The following is a 17,325-nucleotide window of genomic DNA, read 5'->3' as shown; positions in this document are numbered from 1 at the left end:
GCTCTGTGCTTTAAAGTTGACTGACTACATGCTCGATATACTGAGCATGGGTACGTAACTTAGCAATGGCTAACGTTATGTTTTTCATTTCTGTGCGGATATACTCTAATACCCGTTCTGCTTCTTCAACGTTATGGCCATCTTTTTTTAGCCAGGCTAAAAGGATATGAAGCGTGTCTTTCTTGGGATAGTTGATAAAGTCATTGATGATATTGGAGAGCGTTTTACCTGTTTTAGGTAGGTTATATTCATGAATGGTCTGACCAGAAGGAATAAACTCCCCTTCATGGATGACTTTCTGTAATTTATCCACTAATGCGATGAGATCTTCTGAACTAGATAGATTGTTAATACTCCGATAACGTCTAGCTATGAGCTCTGCTTCCATGCGATTAAATTCAGCAATATAGGCTTCCTTGAATTGAGCTGCTTTTTTGCCTGTAAATCCCATGCCTAGGAAGAAAAAACCATCTTTAGTCATTTCATACATAAGACGCTTTTCACCTTTACTATCGATGTAATTAACGGGCTCAAAATTGAGCCGGTTAAATTCTGGAGAACAATCTAATAATTGAATACTACGAATAACATTCTTATGTAGCTTAGCAAAGTAATCAGCAACGTTTTGAGACGTGGTGATGGCTTTGCCGTTATGAACAGTAACTTTAGGGGGGATAGCGGATATTTGAAGTGTCATGATGACCTCCGATAGTGAACTAAATTACTCACCACCTTGAGGTGTCAAACTCGTTGGCGGTGAACTGAACAGGGTTGACACTACCGGGTTCACCTTCCGGCCAGCCTTATGGCTGCCCCATTCAGCCCACCATTGATTATGATGTGCGGAAATTATACAACAAAAAACACGCTCGCGGCGTGTATTATTGTCGCGGTGAATCTCGGCGGGGTGTCAATCCCGACACCAAATTAGCTGGTGTATATTAACTATGGCGCATCATTTTGGAAAAGTAAATATACCATTTTGTTTATGTATTTGGAAGGAGATAAACAGATAAGTTAGTATATCATTTTGGTAATGAAAAAGATTGCTTATTACGTTATACTAGCTAAAACAGGAGGTGCATTCATGGGACAGGTCGCATTTGATACACAAGAATTTGTTGAAGCTTTAGAAAAAGAAGGGTTGCCAAGAAATCAGGCAAAGGCAATATCTCTTGTGATACGTAAATCACATGAAGTCGCTGACCTTGCTACCAAGGCAGATATTACTGAAGTTAAGCGTGATATTGCAGATGTCCGCAAGGATTTATCTGCTGAGATCTCAATGGTCAAACGCGATTTAGACGATGTTCGTAAAGATTTAACCACACAAATATCCTTAGTCCGCAAAGACCTACAACTCGAAATGTCCGGTATTCGTGCTGAGCAAAAGTTAATTCGCTGGATGTTAGGGGCGGGTATTTTGGGTATCCTTTCTCTTGTGGTAAAAGCTTTTTTGATGCCTGCGTTGTAAAAGATATTATGGGTTATTAGCTCAGTTGGTAGAGCAGTGGACTCTTAATCCATCGGTCGCAGGTTCGAGCCCTGCATAGCCCACCACGCAATATTTTATTCATCCGTTCTCGCTCGTTGGTGTTTTTTCCTGAGCAGCAGGGAGCTTCTCAAAGTTATTTATTGATTTCTTATTGTACCGAATAAATTCAGTCTGTTTGTTACTGTAAAAGGATTTATCACGATACATTTCATTGCATTCTTCAGCATCCATCCTATTATCGTTAGTAATCCGCTTAATTTTATTGACTGAGAGACTAAACATATTATCGATCCTGTGTTATTTCCCGTGATATTTATGAATGACAAATTCGATAAAATCTTGAATTTCTTCTTTTGCTGACCAGGGTAATTCAGCAAATTTTTTATGGTCATATTTGAGGACGTTGTTATCATTAGGGGGTAACATTAACTCATAAGGTTTACGCCCTAAAGCTTTTGCTATGGCTTCAAGACTATCTATGGTTGCACTCGATTCATTTTTAACGATACGGTTGATGGTTGATTGTCCCAGTTTGGATTTTACGGAAAGTTGTGCTTGAGATTTTACACCATCAATCATCATAAATGTGGTGAGATTATCGCTAACGATTTTACCGATAACGGTGTTTGCTCGCTCTGAACCCGTTTCTTCAAGATTTCCAGCAAGATGATCAGAATCCATCCAGTATTTAGGAAGACGGGTGATATATTCTATTTTCCGTGCGATTGGATCGCTAATATCCCGATGGCTCTTTAAGTCTGAAGAGGATAAATAGCGGGAAATAACATTAGGGGCGCATTCTAATTTTTCAGATAGTCGATTTTGTTTTCCCTCATAATATTTTTCCAGAATATAGACTAAGTTGTCACGGCGTATATCACGAATACTTTTCATCGTTCATTTTCTCTCGTAAATCAATGTTTAATATGTTTATGTTAATTAAATGCGATATGACCTTTACGGTAAATGCAAAAAATGTTTATAATATTGCTTATGTTTATTATTTTGAGGATGTATGATGTCTTTTAACTTTAAATTATTTTGGAATAATCTAAGCAAAGCAGAACGAGAAGCCTTTTCTAAGAGTGCGGGTTTGAGTGAGCAATATATTGCTGTTCATTTGAGGTATGCAAGGAAAGGTCAGAGATTACCGACAATAATGAAATTACATAAGGCATGTAACAAGTTTGGGGAAAAGGTGATATTCGAGCAAGTTGCCAATTATTTTGTAAAATAATTGTTTAATTTTATTGAATTTATTTTTTTGATTACATTATTAAACAATAATGCATATTTAGTTTATTATTTTTTTCTTCCCGATTCTACTCAACACCTAGGCGATAAATAGGGATAAGGATGAAGATAATCAGCAAAAAAAACAGAATACAAAATGCTCATTCAGGTTTTGTTATTGCAATAAACAAAGCCTCAAAGGGAGCCACCAATGAGGCTGGAATTATGAGCTTAATAAAGAAGTAATAACGGAGTGATTATACATGAAAAATCAATTTTATTGTAGTGCTGTACATAAAAATATCTTACGCGACAGCGTTAATCGTTCTTTTACCGTATTGGGAATCAAAAAACTGAGGAAAGCGTTAGAAGATGCGAAATTGCGTCTTGAACATCGCAGAGGGATTACTGGAGGTGATCGTCATGAGTAATGTTGCTTATGCTGATTTTAGCAATAGTAGAAAATTAAACCAAAGAGATTCAACCGTGAGCAATGGCACAAAGGGTCATATTGCAATATTTCGTAGCCTCTTATCATCCCAGTGGTCACTCAACGAGACTAAGTTAGCCTTGTGGTTAAGATTGTTATCAAAAGCCTCTTATAAGCCGACTACTGTTAATTTTGGTGGTAGAGAATGGTATTTAGGTGTGGGTCAGCTTGTTACAAAATTTAAGATTTTAGGGGGTGAACTGAGAGACAGTCATAATAAACCGAAAAGTGAGTCACAGGTCAGAAGATTATTAGAATTTTTTAAATCAGAAGGAATGTTAACTTTTTCTGGCGATCGTAACGGTACCGTAATCACGATTACAAATTATGCACTGTATCAAAATATCGCCCCCGAAGGAAAGTGCGTAGGTTTAAATCCCAGTAGTGACGAGGCTTTAGAGTGTACTAGCGAAATAAAACGCGAAGTAATTAAAAATAATCCTCCGCGCGAAGTAAAGTGCGAAGTAAAGCGCGAAGGCTTAAAAGCCAGTAATCATAAGGCTTTAGAGTGTACTAGCGAAGTAAAACGCGAAGCTATCCGCGAAGGACATGAACAAGAAGTTATTAAACAAGAATATATAATAACTACATCTAAAGATGTAGTTGGTGAGTTTTCTGACGAAAACAACCCATCACTCTCAATCGAGAAATCACAATCTAAAAAATCAAAACCGGTTCCCTACCAGGCCATGATTGATGCCTATCATGAAATACTACCAGAGATGTCTAAAGTCACGGTGCTTAGAGATAGTCGTAAAATCAAAATGCGGACATTCTGGCAAAAATGTAATCGGGAATATCTTAGAAACCATAACAAACCGTTCACGCTTGAGAATTGGAAGGGCTATTTGACCTACATAGCAAATTACTGTCGCTGGATGACGGAAGATAGACCCAATGGTAATGGCGGCTACTGGCGAGCAAAAAATCTGGATTATTTGATCACTGACAAGTGCTATGTATCAGTCAAGGAGGATCGTGCAAATGACCGCAATAACATTTAACCAAGTCCCGCATAACATCGAGGCTGAACAGAGTGTAATTGGTTCTCTACTCGTTGACCCTCAAGGTGATAATTGTCAGCAGGTTATTGTAAACTTATCTCCGGACGTATTTTATCAACGCGCTCATCGAATTATTTTTGAAAAAATAAAAACGTTAAACAGTCAGGGCTTACCCATTGATATCATCACGGTAACAAGTGAAATCGAAAAATCTGGCGATATTAATACGGCAGGAGGATTTGCTTATTTGGCTGAAATTAGTCATCGAACCCCGAGTGCTGCAAATATCAATGCTTATGCAAGGATGGTGCGTGACAAAGGGGTTGAGCGATTAGCGATCAATAAAACAGCAGAAATACAGCGGTTATTTACGACACCAGGCAATATTGGCTTAGATGAAAAAATAAATATCGCCCAAATGCTGTTTACTCAATTTATTGATAATTCAAAAAATAATGGAAAATCTGGGTTGACTAACATTAGTGATATTCTGATTGATTGGTTCAATGATGTTGATGACAGGTTTAATCATCCGGATAAACATACTGGATTGAAAACGGGAATGAATTTCCTTGATGAGATGTTAGCGCCAAAATATATCGTGAAAGGTTCATTGTTTGTTATCGGTGCTAGGCCAAAAATGGGTAAAACAACCGTTTTAACTGAGTTGGCAAAAAATGTATCTCGTAATGGATTACCTGTTGCACTTTTTAGTATGGAGATGACAAATAATCAAATGGCTGAACGCATGATAAGCCAGCAATCAGGGGTTGATACATCAACGCTTTATGGTGGAACAAATGATGAATACGAATGGCATTTGATTGGTAAGGCAATTAATGATTTGAAAGATGAAAACAACATTTGGGTTGATGATACATCTGGAATGACGCTATCACATATTCAAAGTGAATGCAGGAAATTAAAACAAAAAGTAGGCGAAATAGGATTTATCGGTATTGATCACGAGTTTCGCACAGGCCTATAAAATTCTAGAAATGGCTTAAAAGTAATGATTAATCTGCAAGTTACTGAAATGCATAAATTTACTTAATTTACAATAAGTTATATTTAATTTATAAGGTTTTATCTATTTACATATTATGCTGAATTAAACTTAAAAATAGAGCGTTTTTTTATTGGTGCGAAACTCGTGTTGATTATTTAACGTTGATGAAAGCTGGTAAAGCTGAACGCAATGATCTTGCATTTGGACAAATTACAAAGGGACTTAAACAGTTAGCAAAAGAATTAAATACCGTCGTTGTGCTATTAACACAGCTTAACCGCAAGTTGGAAGATAGAGCGAACAAGCGCCCCATGCCCAGTGATAGCCGTGATACAGGTCAAATAGAGCAAGACTGCGACTATTGGTTAGGTGTATATAGAGATTCAGTCTATAATGAAAATTCGGATAAAACCTTAACAGAATTGATAATGCGATTAAATCGTCATGGAAATACAGGAACCGTTTATGTCAAGCAAAGAGGTTTAACGCTATTTAGTAATGGCCAACCAAACGCTGTAGAAAAAACAAAAAATTATCATTATCCAGCCCCAAGCCCCAAAAATTTTTAACTCAAAAAGTTAGTTGAGAGAGGGAAGTAATAAAAATAAAACCAAATAGGATTATTTTTCATTAAAATAGTGAGTCAAATAAACGTAGAGAGCATTTTGACATGAAAGATGATAATACATAGCTTGATGATTAAAATTGAATACAGAGCGATACAGCGCGTTTTAGAGGCTATTACTATTATTTGCCAATATACGATTTTTTCACACCTAAATAATAACCAATTAGTTTATTATTAATGATAAATTAACCCTTATAGGGGGTTTTATGGATTGTTTGGAATACCCGATTGTACCCGTACCGAAACCACGTATGACTCAGCGTGATGTCTGGGAAAAGTGTCAGGTGGTAGTTAGGTATCGAACATTCTGTGATGCAGTAAGAAATGCAGGGTTAGTATTACCTGAATCAGATTCTATCGTTGTCACGAGTTTCGCACCAATAAAAAAACGCTCTATTTTTAAGTTTAATTCAGAATAATATGTAAATAGATAAAACCTTATAAATTAAATATAACTTATTGTAAATTAAGTAAATTTATGCATTTCAGTAACTTGCAGATTAATCATTACTTTTAAGCCATTTCTAGAATTTTATAGGCCTGTGCGAAACTCGTGGTTGTGTTTCAATTGCCCGTGCCTAAAAGCTGGAGCAAGAAAAAACACGTTGAAATGAATGGTAAGCCCCATCAGCAAAAACCGGATGTTGATAATCTGCTAAAAGCATTGATGGATGCTGTTTTTAAGGATGATTGCAAAGTTTGGCATGTGACGGTTTCAAAAGTATGGGGAACAGGTGGAAAGATAATGGTGATGTCACCAGAAACACGGATAAACGGTAAGATAAAAAATGGGACAACAAACAAATAAAATTGGTTGCCCTAGCAAGCTGACCCACGCACTCATTGCTAAGGCAAATAAGTATTTGTATGGAGGTTATGAATTAGTCGGTGATGTCATTCCTAGTTTGGCTGGATTGGCCTGTTATCTGGGTATTGCACGCTCAACACTCTATGAGTATCAAAAAATTAACCTAGAGTTTTCGGACATTTTAGAAGCAATCCTGTCTTTGCAAGAGAACAAATTAATTAACAAAGGATTAATTGGCGATTTTAACGCTTCGGTTACTAAACTCATATTGACAAAGCACGGGTATTCAGACAAACAGGAAATCGAACATTCGGGTGAACTGGGTCTTATTGATCTCATCTATGCGGCTAGAAAGCGGGCACGAGGGGATTGATGTCAGAATTTGAAGCGATGCTTGCTGAGGATATGGGACGTTTTTTCTATGATCCATTGAGTTTTGTTATGTATGCTTTTGCATGGGGTGAGGGTGAGCTTAAAGGGTTTGACGGTCCTGATAAATGGCAAAAAGATTTTCTTTTGATGCGGCGTGCGATATTTGAAGCCAAAACGTGCGATAAATGGTGAGCTACTCTTGTTTCCATCAGTGCAACGGAATTACACTGTTATTTTTCATCGGAGGCACTTTGGTCTGTTCTAGTGGTACGATCAACGGGACAATATTTGTAGATGATGGCCGATGAAACTAGATAAAGTAATACAAGCTTTTTTCTACTATGGCAGGACTCAAGTAATTCTTGAGCCTACTGTTCCTATACATAACCTGAGTTCGGGATAAGCGTTAGTTATGAGAAAATAAAAATAGCTCATTTATCAATAAAAACCTTTTAAAATCAATAAAATGATAAAAAAAGGAATATTTTTAGTTGGTTGTAGGTTAAAAAATAAGCTATTTTCTCTGCTAAAATCATGAAAAAAGCCAAAATTTAGCACTGTTTTATGTAATAATTTTAATTTAAGTAATTGAATATATAATGAAAAAATTTATATTCCTTATCCCGAACTCAGGTTATACATAAGATAAATGAGCAAGACCTACCGCCGATACGCTCTCTCTGCTTCTCGCCGCTGTAAGCTCCATTAGCCCCAAAGCGTTCATCACATAAAAGAACGCCCTACTTACGAATAGATGTTGATAGAATCTGTCAAACTATGAAAATGAATCCCTTTATCTTTCAATTCAGAGATTAAACCGATTAAATTCTTGATGCTGTGTCCCAGCGAGGGCAAGATAGCGAATATTTATTAACCAAACTGCTCGTCAATAGAGCACTCATGTTCTCACCTTAGTCTCAGAGGTAGCACTTAAAATGCTACCTTTTGAACTATGGACACTCCATGTGTATATTTCAAGAGTAAAAATTAATCAACCGCTGATTGATAGTTTTAAGGTCATATGCTCGTTCAGCTATGTCGCACATTAGCCACTCGTGTAATTCTTCACGCTCTGGATTATCAACATCTTGAATATCTTTGAGCTTTTGGTAATATCCCCAAAGCCCCCCAGAGTCTTCAGATGGGCAGGCTTCCGCTCCCTTTATACAGATGGGGAGCTGGAGTAATTCCTGATCAGGCAATGATGATTCTTCAAGCAAAATGCAATGATCCCAGTTGTCTCCGAAATCGTATAAGTAAACCATTTTTTCTCCTTTCTTACGAAGGAGTTTGCTCAAAGGCACACCTGTACTATCTTGCAGATATGTTTCTTTAAAATCGTCCATAATCATTCCATATCGCAAATCTCCTTTTTCAAAACTGTACAAATGATCATTTGTCCAACCCATAGCTAATTGTATAACCATGTGTAGTTCATCAAGAGGTATTGTCTTCAGAACGATCAAACGTCGCCAAATTAGTGGTTTACTATCAATTAGTGTGATTTTTATTTGATATAAATCCTTTCCCGAAAATTCACTCATTATTATCCCCCTTAAATAAATACAGTCTCTTTAGTCTCACACTCCACTAAATTTTTCAAGTCTTTGCTAACGTTTGGCAATCACATTGAAAAATAGGTTTGCTTCCTCTCGCCCAAACGGTAGATATGCAATCTAATCTATGATCAATAACTTCGGGGCCATCACCGAACGTGATAGATATTGTTTGAGCTTATTTTGTCGTTTTGCAGTTGAGAGTTGCAACATAAGTTCAGCCGTCGTGGTAAAGCGGTTTTTTTTCTTCGTCCTCTGCTTCTCGCTGCAGCCAAACCTGCCTGAGTACGTTCAACAATAAGCTCCCGCTCCATTTGCGCCAAGGCACTCATCACATGAAAGAAAAAACGACCTGCTGACGAAGAGGTGTCGATAGAATCCGTTAAACTATGAAAATGAATGCCTTCATCTTCAAGTTTGGATATTAAAGTAATCAAATGTTTAATGCTGCGACCCAGTCTATCCAGCTTCCAGACCACCAATGTGTCACCCGATTTCAGTGCGTTTAGAGCACGTTTTAATCCGGGTCTCTGGTCTGTTTTTCCGCTGATTTTATCCTCAAAAATCTGTTCACAATTTGCGCAAATCAAGGATTTTTGCTATAAATCGGTGTTTTGGTCATTTTTTGACACCCTCATATAGCCTATTTTTGCCATTTTAGCCCCTTAACCTTCCTCTAAAAGACTTATTATGCCTGGTTTTGGTCAAAATATTAGCTAAATTCTGAATTCAATAAAACCTTGGTTTGTTGGAAACGGTAGATTGTGCAAAAAATGCGCTGGACAAACGTACTGGCGGCACCGTCAAGGGCGACATTATGTCACAGGGTACCCAAATCGGACTGAAGGGGGATAACCGCAAGCATTTTATTCTCGCGAATGCTGATGGCAAAGTGCGCGCCTATATCTGGAAAGATAAGGGCGGTGATGGAATACACATCAATAACGGTATTGACGGTGGTGGTGAGTACGTTTTCCATAAAGATGGCGGTTTTCGTGCCCCTTCTTCCGTGTATGCAGGAGCGGCAAGAATGGCCGCTGACGGCAATGTTGTCGGCAGCAAATGGGGAAATCAGTGGCTGGATGTTTACCTGAAAAATACCTTCCAGCCCAAAGGGGACTACAGCAAGCCCAATACGGCGAAGCGCGAGGTCAACGGATGGTGGAAATGCGGGGACACAGGATTGATTCTTCAGTGGGGGATATACGGAAAAGGCCAGGTTGGAACCTATGATTTCCCGTTGCCAATAAGGTTTCCCAAAGCGGGACTGTTCTGTATCGGCTACGCCGGCGCTGCGATACCCTATGATGAAGATCGCGCATCCAATTCAGCCCATCTGGTCGATAACGCGACCATCAGGGTGACAGTGGATGGCGGTCCTGAAACTGTGGTTCTGGCGATTGGTTTTTGAGAGAGGATAAAATGTATTACTACAGCGCGAAGGAAAACACATTCTGCCCGGCGGAATTGAAACAGTCGTATATTGACGCAGGAAGTTTCCCGGAGGATGCGATTGAAGTGAGTGATGATGTCTGGCTGGAATTTGCGGGCAACCCGCCGCCGGACGGCAAGGAGCGCGCCGTGGGCGAAGCGGGTCTGCCTGTGTGGGTAGATATTCCTCCGTCCAGACCTCAACAGCGCATGGATGAGGCGGAGAGGAAAAAAGCCACGTTGATGCAAAAAGCCTCCGCCGCTATTGCTCCACTACAGGATGCAGTAGATCTCGATATGGCAACGGAGGCAGAAAGGGCGCAGCTTGTCGCGTGGAAAACCTACCGGGTGCTACTTAACCGGGTGGATATAAGCAAGGCGCCGGATATTGCGTGGCCGGAAGCGCCGAAAAGATAAAAACTTTATGCTGCCCTGACAATGTAGTTAAACGCGACATTTCGCGGCCTTGTTTCTGAAGCGGCTCTCAAACCAGACTGAAAACTGGCTGAGCAATCAACAGCGAATACGCCGCTGGTTCCTCCATTAATGCTATTACTGACCATTCTTCTTCCCATTTTGAAAATCCCACTGGCTGATGATTGACCGACAAATTGAATGCCGGTTATGTTTCCAGTGAAATTTTGAAGGGAATCACCTTGTACGCTTAATATTTTGCGTCCGTTATCCACTTTTCGTCCTGCATCCCAGCCCCGAATAAATTCGCCGCGTAAATCAGGGAGCTTTCCCGACGGGTAAGCCAGCGCTAAAAGTGGACACTGTTTTTTATCGAAGCGCTCACCATTACAGATACGCCAACCTACCGGCGGTTTTTCAGTAGGCCAAAGAAGAGGAACGCCGACAGGGATTTCTACACGTAATACTTCGGGACTAACAGCATGAACATCGGTTGCGGTTAGTCCCGAAGTATTACGTGTAGAAATCCCTGTCGGCGTTCCTCTTCTTTGGCCTACTGAAAAACCGCCGGTAGGTTGGCGTATCTGTAATGGTGAGCGCTTCGATAAAAAACAGTGTCCACTTTTAGCGCTGGCTTACCCGTCGGGAAAGCTCCCTGATTTACGCGGCGAATTTATTCGGGGCTGGGATGCAGGACGAAAAGTGGATAACGGACGCAAAATATTAAGCGTACAAGGTGATTCCCTTCAAAATTTCACTGGAAACATAACCGGCATTCAATTTGTCGGTCAATCATCAGCCAGTGGGATTTTCAAAATGGGTAGTCGAACAGGCGGCAGCAGTATTGGTTCTGGAACCAGCGGCGTATTCGCTGTTGATTGCTCAGCCAGTTTTCAATCTGGTTTGAGAACCGCGTCAGAAACAAGGCCGCGAAATGTCGCGTTTAACTACATTGTCAGGGCAGCATAAAGTTTTTATCTTTTCGGAGCTTCCGGTCACGCAATATCCAGCGTTTTGCTGATATCGACACGGTTTAGCAGCACGCGGTATTTTTCATTACCACTCAATCGTTAACCAACCATTGGCACCATCGCTACCGTTACCGCCAGCCGTCCCAGAGATGCGTGTTCCACCGCCACCACCCCCTCCAGCACCATAGCCGTAAGCAGGTCGGGCATGGTGCGCTCCTTGTGACCCGACATGGCCACCTGGGCCACCTCCACCAAAAGCGCAGGATGCGCCGCTAGCCGCTACCATATAAAAAGTGCTCATGGCATTCAAGTTGCCGCCAACAGCCGTCTCGCCATAGGGATAACCGGCACCACCGTAGCCATTTGTTCCTCCTATACCAGGTGGCCCACCATCACCTCCGGGTAACGTGAGTAAATCGCCTAGCGCCGTCAGGCCACCGTTTCCGCCTTTTATTCCTGAATTATTCGACGCTCCTCCTGCACCGCCTTTGCCACCACGACCTATCGTAATGGTTATCTGTTCACCTGGTGTTACTTTCACAGCTTCACGTATAACCGTTTTTCCCGCACCACCGCCACCTCCGCCACCTCCGCCAGAGGTATAACCATTCAGATAGCCAAGTCCACCGCCACCACCGCCCCCTGCTCCACAGCCTGAAACATAAACGGTCGTAATGCTTTCTGGAACGGCAAACACACCACCGTTAAAAAAGGTAGAAAAGCGAGGTTCTAACAAACCAAGGTTTTTCAGAAAAAGATTTTTGTCGGGGATGTCGGCCCCATTTTGATTTTTTGCTAATTTTTGATTTAATAAATTAGTCACCGTTTCCGAAAATTTCGCATCATTGCCAAGAGCTTTTGCAAGTTTGTTTAGCCTATTCAAATCTACTGCGGAGCCATCAATCAGCGCGTTTTTTGCTTTATTCGCTTCTGCCTCAGACAATTTTTTCACCGCCTGATACAGCTGGTCATGCTGGCTTTTATTAAGACGAATACCTGAGCGTTCGATAACGGTACACACTTCCTCTTGTAGTGCATCATAAAGATCACTATTCAATTTTGTTGACGGTGTGCCGGTAGTCGGATCGCCGTTGGTAAACCCGTTTTTTCCCTGCCCGAATTTATCTTTTTGGGCGGTAGAGGTATCAATTCGATGCATCATTTTCTCCTTTAATGTAGGCAAAAAGTACTTGGGTATGTGAAGGACACAGGCGCTCAATAACACATTCCACGGCGCTATCTCCCCACGTCCTAATCGACTCATTGCAAGCACTGGTACAGCTAATCCAGCGTACATTCGCTTCAGCAGGAATATTCACCCGCCAGTAATAGCGCCACTTATCGTCCCAAGTCAGATCTGGCGTACTATCAAGATGTTGAAATTGTTCTATTGTTGCTGTTGGATAGCCCAATATTTCCAACTGCTTTTTGAAAAAAGCCGCATTAATACCGCCAACATTATTCACTTTGGCATCAAGCACTTGTTGCCTTTCTTCTAGCGTTTGCGCTCTATTAGCGAGGCATTTATCCGGCAGTCCGCATAATTTTTCGTAACGGTTAATTAATTCAACCGATTGGGCCGGGTTAATTTCAATCATCAGGCTATCAGCATGTTGATGGGCTTGTGCCAGTGAAGGGGCTAGCCCTTTAATGAGCGGATCTTCTTCATCCCATGCGGGGCCAGGCGGTAATAACGTTCGCAACAATTGCGTATATTCGTCGTCCAGATTTGTCATGATGCTCACTCCTTAATATTTTGCCCACATGACCTCACCCAATACCGGCACTTCCGTCTGGGCTAATTCAATATCTACCGTTGGCGCAATAAGACGATGGGCGACCTCACCTGCTGCAAGACTGATGGCTTCAGCGAATCTTGAAAGAAAAAGCTTGCTGCCAGGCTTGCCTTCTCGCTGTAAGGAGGCTTTGATTATCTGCGATAACCGCTGCCCGTATTTCTGGCGTATCCGTTGATAAGGCTATCGAAATAGCAACGGTTTTTGCTGTAACGGGGAAAATAGTTAAGCCACTTCCGGCAACAGGAGCAAGTGGTAAGATATGCTCTCTGACTTTGGTTAAGATTTCCTGTGTGGGTGCAGGATGGTCTACATCATCACTCGCCACCATCACCCCAACTGTGCCGATACCGTTTTTATGTCGATGTGTCCATGCGCGACTTATGCCTAAAACTTCTTTCGCCCAGCGAACATAATCACTATCCGCACCGCCTTGTGGCGTATCGTACCAGCGCGCCATGATGCGTTGTCGCCAACTATCCAGGTCTTCAATATCGGTTCCCGTCCTGATGCTATCGGCATAGCCGGTCGATGATAAACCAGAAATAGGCGTAGCAAGTCGTAGCGCAATGCCGTCCTCACAATTGCCAACCTGACCGCTGCTTTTTGCAACGATGGGCACGCGAAGGACACCCTTTGCTGATGGTGTTGTGGCCGTTGTGGTGTAGATTTGACCATCATCACGGTGTATTTCAGTGTCAGCGGGCATCGATAGGGCATTTTGTACACCTTCCCAGCGAACAAATCCGTTCGCCCTGGTTGCCCCTTTGCGGGGACAACGCTTGATATTACCGTGTCGGGTCAACCAGTCTTCATCGGCTAAATCCGGCAAGATATTACGCGCTAAATAATCGATATAGCCGTATAGGGTATGAATAGCGGCGGCCTGTACTCTTGCGTACACCTCTGCATCGAGACGGCGTAACACGCTATCTTCATTAAACCGCGCAATCAAATTACTGCGAATGGTGTCTATCAGTTGTGGCAGTGTCGGGCGCGAAAAGCCGCTAGTTTGCATGGATTACGCTCCACAGGTTGTTGAGAGTCATCGTTTTTATATTATGGTCAGGTAACGTCAGGATGACAGTTGCCATTAATCTATCGATGCCTGAGCGTACTACCTCAATATCAACCCGAAGCGCTATACCGTCGTCTGTCATCCATCTGAGTGCTTGAGCGATATATTCCTTCGCCTTTTGCGCCGTCTGGTTCGTGAGTGTACTGCGCCGCAGTAGATACAAGCGGGAGCCAATACGGTCATTTTGCACAGTTGGCCACGTATCGCCCCACCATCCGAACGGCGTATCGGTGTCATCATCCGGTTCGGCCCGTCGCCAGGTGAATAGCGAGATAATCACGGCACGGCTTAATCGGTCATCATGTTGAATGGGAATGCCTGTCATGTTATTTCATACCTTGAGTGGGTGTTCCGGTCATGCCGCCACTATCGCCCGAGTGAGCGTGGCTGTTGTACTGTTTCCTCATCGTACTTAATGAACCCACTTTATCTTGTACCTCTGCGGCAGATGTGATCGATTTCTCCGCCTTGATTGCAGCGGGTGTTTCAATTAATGCGGTATTAAGTACCACCTTGTTTTTAGCATTCAGGATGAACGTCTCCGTCGTCGCCTCTATCAACCGTCCGCGTTTGAGCACGATGCTATCGCCTTCATCGGTATAGATAGCCACCTCTCCTTCTTTCAGCCCCTTAAGCCGATAGCGCCGGTCAGCGACGCTAATCACAATGCCGTGAGAACGGTCACCGGAAACGAATAGCGCGACACCTTCTGCGCCAGAATGCGCGGTCGAGGTAAAGCCGTAAGGCTCCAGGTATTCCATACCGTCTTTCGTTTCGCCCGCCATCATGGATATATCAACCTGTTGGCAAGCGCTCGTGTTATTCAGACGTTGTATTACCGCTCGCGACCATAGGCGCGCAAGACTGCGATGCAATATAGAAATAATCTTTCGCATTAATCACCTATTAGTAGGTTAGACTAGAGAAAAACAGGATGCACACCAATAGCTCAGATTGCATTTAATACGTAAGGATTTGTTGAAAATTTTGGCTTAAATAGAGAACAGGCTAAAGTGATAACATTTGATATATAGAAAGTTAAAAAACATTAAAAATAAAACAGTTAGATTATTTTTAATATCGGAATAAAAATGTTGTCTCAAGCCATTCCCAAAAATCTTTAAAATTTTCTGCATGCCATTTTAGGGACTGTCGTCACGAGTTAAAGACGGGCATTTATTGTTCGTTTTTTAGGCAAAAACAAATGAAAAAAGGTAGCATCACACCTTAAGTTTGATTAAGTCACTTATCATACCGGTATGATTCTGAATGAATTTTGACCATAATTTGGGTGTTAAATATACTATTCTCGGTATTTTCATCTTGTGACGACAGCCCCTAAGACATTATTGTCAAAAATATCTTGTAAAGGTGCGGGGGTATTTTTAGATTTAGTACTCTGATGTTACGCAGTAAGGCCATTTCGCTTCCTATCCCTGCATCTTCAAATTAATTGAGGCTTTGTTGAATAATAGTGAGTCATGCTGTTTTGCCAAGCCAGTTTTGGTAGAAAATGCTTGTCACCTCAGGTGTACAGTTTTCTCATGAGGCCTAACTGCATGATTTTGCGTTGCGAGGATCTGTCGTTTCACTGGGCTGCGCAGCATAAAATCTATTTATTCAACAAAGCCGTTAATTGAGTATAGACTTTAAGGTAAACTGGTTTCTTAAGACTGGGAAACGGTGACAAGTCGTTGCTGTAGGTGACCATCTTTGAAAGTAGGCAGTACAATTTATAACTTAAATCCTAAATGAGGAAATTAATATGAAAAGTTTTAGGGCAAAAGTTTATTTATTAATATCAATAACTATTACAATAACAACATTTAATCGCGCTTATTCTTATATAAGTAAAGATGAAAGTAAGATACCACATGATGTTTTAAACAATACTACCATAAGCAATGGATTAACGAGATACAGAACAGGGATCGACAGTTATATGCAAAAATTATACAAGGATGAAGCTAAATCATGCGGTAAATCACGCTCACCTGCTTATCAGTGTTCAGGATTATTAATTCATGGTCTTAAACTCGATGAACAGGAGTCACCGTGGTCACATAGACCTATCGATGAAAATAAAAGTGTTGCTTTTTCATATCTGAGAACAGATCACAAATTCTCTTCTCCCGTTTACTATCACTATGACAGTGGAATAGTTTTTTATCCTCTAGATAACTTACCAGCAGGAAAGGAAAAATACTCTGTACTATGCGCTTATCCTATGGACGGTCGGACCGATGATAGAAAAGATCACAATATGGGGTGTGGTCCATATTCATATTCTCTTTTATCTAGCGAATCAAAAAGAGAAATAGAAAATATAACTTATGAAAATAACAGTGGAAATTGTTTAGACTATCATTTGGATACGGTAAATAAATGGGTTGATTTTCACAAAAAAAGGAAGTACTTGGATAAATTACGGTTATTAACTTTATACACTTGCTCTTATCCTATGGTAGACAGCAAAACCAATACTGCTTCATTTAATTTACTATCTGGTATTCGTAGATATCTGGAAAAAAATAACCAAAAGTTGCATTACTGGAATAACGAATTATTGATCTCAGCATGGGATTCAAAATATCCGGAGAAACTGCCAGTAATGGCTATTTTTTACACAAAAGAAAATACAGCTTCGCTAAACGCAGCTTTATTATATCAACGAGCATTCTTTGATAGAATTAACAAAATAATCCCTATTGTAGGTATTAAATTTCCTGAAGAAAATGGGGAAAATGAGAATGATGATACGGCTGAATTTAGTGAATATCTGAGCCGGTAACTGTTATCCCTACCGCAACCTTGTCACCTCAGATGTGTCATTTTGTCATGAAGCCTAACTGTATGATTTTACTTTGCTGGGAGTAGTTATTTCACTGGGTTGACAACATAAAATCTATTTATTCAATAGCGCCACGATGTTCCTAAGGATATAGAGCATCACTTTAAAAAAGTTGAAGCTCAAATATTGAATGTCCGTAAAGACATTAGAATGATAGGGAAATATTTAAACTAGGGGCGATCATGGTAA

The 17,325-nt window shown here is 41.0% G+C and carries 18 protein-coding genes, 1 tRNA gene and 7 pseudogenes; 14 read left to right on the top strand and 12 right to left on the bottom strand.

Annotated elements, in window-relative coordinates; genetic code table 11:
- Positions 1 to 10: 10 nt before the first annotated feature.
- The gene (locus tag V3224_RS10540) at positions 11 to 697 is read right to left on the bottom strand and encodes a Rha family transcriptional regulator (RefSeq protein ID WP_334470417.1); all 687 of its coding nucleotides are present in this window, start codon (positions 695 to 697) and stop codon (positions 11 to 13) included.
- Between the two features lie 390 nt (positions 698 to 1,087).
- On the opposite strand from V3224_RS10540, the gene V3224_RS10535 reads away from it, so the two are divergent.
- A complete protein-coding gene (locus V3224_RS10535) occupies positions 1,088 to 1,474 on the top strand; it encodes a hypothetical protein (RefSeq protein WP_334470416.1) in 387 nt (128 codons plus the stop codon).
- 10 nt (positions 1,475 to 1,484) lie between these two features.
- Positions 1,485 to 1,560 (top strand) — tRNA-Lys (locus V3224_RS10530).
- A 13-nt stretch (positions 1,561 to 1,573) separates the two neighbouring features.
- On the opposite strand, the gene V3224_RS10525 is transcribed toward V3224_RS10530, so the two are convergent.
- Together V3224_RS10525 and V3224_RS10520 are read right to left on the bottom strand one after the other, a co-directional pair.
- The gene (locus tag V3224_RS10525; protein ID WP_334470415.1) at positions 1,574 to 1,777 is read right to left on the bottom strand and encodes a hypothetical protein; all 204 of its coding nucleotides are present in this window, start codon (positions 1,775 to 1,777) and stop codon (positions 1,574 to 1,576) included.
- A 15-nt stretch (positions 1,778 to 1,792) separates the two neighbouring features.
- Positions 1,793 to 2,389, bottom strand: a complete 597-nt coding sequence (locus V3224_RS10520; RefSeq protein WP_334470414.1) for a helix-turn-helix domain-containing protein — start codon at positions 2,387 to 2,389, stop codon at positions 1,793 to 1,795.
- A 602-nt stretch (positions 2,390 to 2,991) separates the two neighbouring features.
- On the opposite strand from V3224_RS10520, the gene V3224_RS10515 reads away from it, so the two are divergent.
- The 8 genes and pseudogenes from V3224_RS10515 to V3224_RS10480 all read left to right on the top strand — a co-directional run bounded on the left by V3224_RS10515 (position 2,992) and on the right by V3224_RS10480 (position 7,231).
- The gene (locus V3224_RS10515; RefSeq protein WP_334470413.1) at positions 2,992 to 3,159 is read left to right on the top strand and encodes a hypothetical protein; all 168 of its coding nucleotides are present in this window, start codon (positions 2,992 to 2,994) and stop codon (positions 3,157 to 3,159) included.
- Entirely contained in the window at positions 3,152 to 4,222 is a 1,071-nt protein-coding gene (locus tag V3224_RS10510) for a hypothetical protein (RefSeq protein WP_334470412.1), read from the top strand. Before V3224_RS10515 ends, V3224_RS10510 begins: the two co-directional genes overlap by 8 nt.
- Positions 4,203 to 5,210: a replicative DNA helicase gene (locus V3224_RS10505; RefSeq protein WP_334470411.1), complete on the top strand. Its 1,008-nt coding sequence runs from the start codon at positions 4,203 to 4,205 to the stop codon at positions 5,208 to 5,210. Before V3224_RS10510 ends, V3224_RS10505 begins: the two co-directional genes overlap by 20 nt.
- 167 nt (positions 5,211 to 5,377) lie before the next feature.
- Positions 5,378 to 5,800: pseudogene (locus V3224_RS10500) on the top strand (DnaB-like helicase C-terminal domain-containing protein); the annotation flags it as partial.
- A 265-nt stretch (positions 5,801 to 6,065) separates the two neighbouring features.
- Entirely contained in the window at positions 6,066 to 6,278 is a 213-nt protein-coding gene (locus V3224_RS10495) for a hypothetical protein (protein ID WP_334470410.1), read from the top strand.
- Between the two features lie 137 nt (positions 6,279 to 6,415).
- Positions 6,416 to 6,667, top strand: a pseudogene (locus V3224_RS10490) (RusA family crossover junction endodeoxyribonuclease); the annotation flags it as partial.
- Positions 6,648 to 7,040, top strand: a complete 393-nt coding sequence (locus V3224_RS10485; RefSeq protein WP_334470408.1) for a DNA-packaging protein — start codon at positions 6,648 to 6,650, stop codon at positions 7,038 to 7,040. The pseudogene V3224_RS10490 and the gene V3224_RS10485, both read left to right, overlap by 20 nt.
- Positions 7,040 to 7,231 carry a hypothetical protein gene (locus V3224_RS10480; RefSeq protein WP_334470407.1) on the top strand — a complete coding sequence of 64 codons (192 nt, stop codon included), beginning with the start codon at positions 7,040 to 7,042 and terminating at the stop codon, positions 7,229 to 7,231. Before V3224_RS10485 ends, V3224_RS10480 begins: the two co-directional genes overlap by 1 nt.
- Positions 7,232 to 8,013: 782 nt before the next feature.
- Here the strand turns inward: V3224_RS10480 and V3224_RS10470 are convergent.
- The 3 genes and pseudogenes from V3224_RS10470 to V3224_RS10460 form a co-directional block, all read right to left on the bottom strand.
- Positions 8,014 to 8,583 carry a plasmid pRiA4b ORF-3 family protein gene (locus V3224_RS10470; RefSeq protein WP_334467940.1) on the bottom strand — a complete coding sequence of 190 codons (570 nt, stop codon included), beginning with the start codon at positions 8,581 to 8,583 and terminating at the stop codon, positions 8,014 to 8,016.
- Between the two features lie 69 nt (positions 8,584 to 8,652).
- A pseudogene (locus V3224_RS10465) lies at positions 8,653 to 8,841 on the bottom strand (ATP-binding protein); the annotation flags it as partial.
- Between the two features lie 2 nt (positions 8,842 to 8,843).
- Positions 8,844 to 9,251: pseudogene (locus tag V3224_RS10460) on the bottom strand (recombinase family protein); the annotation flags it as partial.
- Positions 9,252 to 9,343: 92 nt separating this feature from the next.
- Between V3224_RS10460 and V3224_RS10455 the strand changes: the two are divergent.
- Together V3224_RS10455 and V3224_RS10450 are read left to right on the top strand one after the other, a co-directional pair.
- A complete protein-coding gene (locus V3224_RS10455; protein WP_334470406.1) occupies positions 9,344 to 10,006 on the top strand; it encodes a gp53-like domain-containing protein in 663 nt (220 codons plus the stop codon).
- Positions 10,007 to 10,017: 11 nt separating this feature from the next.
- On the top strand, positions 10,018 to 10,443 hold the full coding sequence (locus V3224_RS10450) for a tail fiber assembly protein (RefSeq protein WP_334470405.1): 426 nt from the start codon (positions 10,018 to 10,020) through the stop codon (positions 10,441 to 10,443).
- 226 nt (positions 10,444 to 10,669) lie between these two features.
- Here the strand turns inward: V3224_RS10450 and V3224_RS29910 are convergent.
- Positions 10,670 to 10,892: pseudogene (locus tag V3224_RS29910) on the bottom strand (phage tail protein); the annotation flags it as partial.
- Positions 10,893 to 10,965: 73 nt separating this feature from the next.
- Between V3224_RS29910 and V3224_RS29905 the strand changes: the two are divergent.
- Positions 10,966 to 11,188 (top strand): annotated as a pseudogene (locus V3224_RS29905) (phage tail protein); the annotation flags it as partial.
- Between the two features lie 308 nt (positions 11,189 to 11,496).
- Here V3224_RS29905 and V3224_RS10425 read toward each other — a convergent pair.
- The 5 genes and pseudogenes from V3224_RS10425 to V3224_RS10405 form a co-directional block, all read right to left on the bottom strand.
- Entirely contained in the window at positions 11,497 to 12,570 is a 1,074-nt protein-coding gene (locus tag V3224_RS10425) for a glycine-rich domain-containing protein (RefSeq protein ID WP_334470402.1), read from the bottom strand.
- On the bottom strand, positions 12,557 to 13,147 hold the full coding sequence (locus tag V3224_RS10420) for a YmfQ family protein (protein ID WP_334470401.1): 591 nt from the start codon (positions 13,145 to 13,147) through the stop codon (positions 12,557 to 12,559). Before V3224_RS10420 ends, V3224_RS10425 begins: the two co-directional genes overlap by 14 nt.
- A 12-nt stretch (positions 13,148 to 13,159) precedes the next feature.
- Positions 13,160 to 14,225: pseudogene (locus V3224_RS10415) on the bottom strand (baseplate J/gp47 family protein).
- Positions 14,215 to 14,610 carry a phage GP46 family protein gene (locus V3224_RS10410; RefSeq protein ID WP_334470400.1) on the bottom strand — a complete coding sequence of 132 codons (396 nt, stop codon included), beginning with the start codon at positions 14,608 to 14,610 and terminating at the stop codon, positions 14,215 to 14,217. Before V3224_RS10410 ends, V3224_RS10415 begins: the two are co-directional and overlap by 11 nt.
- 1 nt (position 14,611) lies before the next feature.
- Positions 14,612 to 15,181, bottom strand: coding sequence for a phage baseplate assembly protein V (locus V3224_RS10405; RefSeq protein ID WP_334470399.1), 570 nt, complete (start codon positions 15,179 to 15,181; stop codon positions 14,612 to 14,614).
- An 869-nt stretch (positions 15,182 to 16,050) separates the two neighbouring features.
- On the opposite strand from V3224_RS10405, the gene V3224_RS10400 reads away from it, so the two are divergent.
- Complete coding sequence (locus V3224_RS10400; RefSeq protein ID WP_334470398.1) at positions 16,051 to 17,076, top strand: hypothetical protein; 1,026 nt, start codon at positions 16,051 to 16,053, stop codon at positions 17,074 to 17,076.
- The last annotated feature ends 249 nt before the right edge of the window (positions 17,077 to 17,325 follow it).

Source organism: Arsenophonus sp. PmNCSU2021_1 (assembly GCF_036919435.1).
GTDB classification, from domain to species: domain Bacteria; phylum Pseudomonadota; class Gammaproteobacteria; order Enterobacterales; family Enterobacteriaceae; genus Arsenophonus; species Arsenophonus nilaparvatae.
The sequence above is the reverse complement of the archived record's forward strand: the minus strand, read 5'-3'. Positions and strand labels throughout refer to the sequence as shown.

What these genes read in the sequence shown, in the direction of transcription:
- V3224_RS10540 (WP_334470417.1), bottom strand. Translation starts at nt 697, where the DNA reads ATGACACTTCAAATATCCGCTATCCCCCCTAAAGTTACTGTTCATAAC.
- V3224_RS10535 (WP_334470416.1), top strand. Translation starts at nt 1,088, where the DNA reads ATGGGACAGGTCGCATTTGATACACAAGAATTTGTTGAAGCTTTAGAA.
- V3224_RS10525 (WP_334470415.1), bottom strand. Translation starts at nt 1,777, where the DNA reads ATGTTTAGTCTCTCAGTCAATAAAATTAAGCGGATTACTAACGATAAT.
- V3224_RS10520 (WP_334470414.1), bottom strand. Translation starts at nt 2,389, where the DNA reads ATGAAAAGTATTCGTGATATACGCCGTGACAACTTAGTCTATATTCTG.
- V3224_RS10515 (WP_334470413.1), top strand. Translation starts at nt 2,992, where the DNA reads ATGAAAAATCAATTTTATTGTAGTGCTGTACATAAAAATATCTTACGC.
- V3224_RS10510 (WP_334470412.1), top strand. Translation starts at nt 3,152, where the DNA reads ATGAGTAATGTTGCTTATGCTGATTTTAGCAATAGTAGAAAATTAAAC.
- V3224_RS10505 (WP_334470411.1), top strand. Translation starts at nt 4,203, where the DNA reads ATGACCGCAATAACATTTAACCAAGTCCCGCATAACATCGAGGCTGAA.
- V3224_RS10495 (WP_334470410.1), top strand. Translation starts at nt 6,066, where the DNA reads ATGGATTGTTTGGAATACCCGATTGTACCCGTACCGAAACCACGTATG.
- V3224_RS10485 (WP_334470408.1), top strand. Translation starts at nt 6,648, where the DNA reads ATGGGACAACAAACAAATAAAATTGGTTGCCCTAGCAAGCTGACCCAC.
- V3224_RS10480 (WP_334470407.1), top strand. Translation starts at nt 7,040, where the DNA reads ATGTCAGAATTTGAAGCGATGCTTGCTGAGGATATGGGACGTTTTTTC.
- V3224_RS10470 (WP_334467940.1), bottom strand. Translation starts at nt 8,583, where the DNA reads ATGAGTGAATTTTCGGGAAAGGATTTATATCAAATAAAAATCACACTA.
- V3224_RS10450 (WP_334470405.1), top strand. Translation starts at nt 10,018, where the DNA reads ATGTATTACTACAGCGCGAAGGAAAACACATTCTGCCCGGCGGAATTG.
- V3224_RS10425 (WP_334470402.1), bottom strand. Translation starts at nt 12,570, where the DNA reads ATGCATCGAATTGATACCTCTACCGCCCAAAAAGATAAATTCGGGCAG.
- V3224_RS10420 (WP_334470401.1), bottom strand. Translation starts at nt 13,147, where the DNA reads ATGACAAATCTGGACGACGAATATACGCAATTGTTGCGAACGTTATTA.
- V3224_RS10410 (WP_334470400.1), bottom strand. Translation starts at nt 14,610, where the DNA reads ATGACAGGCATTCCCATTCAACATGATGACCGATTAAGCCGTGCCGTG.
- V3224_RS10405 (WP_334470399.1), bottom strand. Translation starts at nt 15,181, where the DNA reads ATGCGAAAGATTATTTCTATATTGCATCGCAGTCTTGCGCGCCTATGG.
- V3224_RS10400 (WP_334470398.1), top strand. Translation starts at nt 16,051, where the DNA reads ATGAAAAGTTTTAGGGCAAAAGTTTATTTATTAATATCAATAACTATT.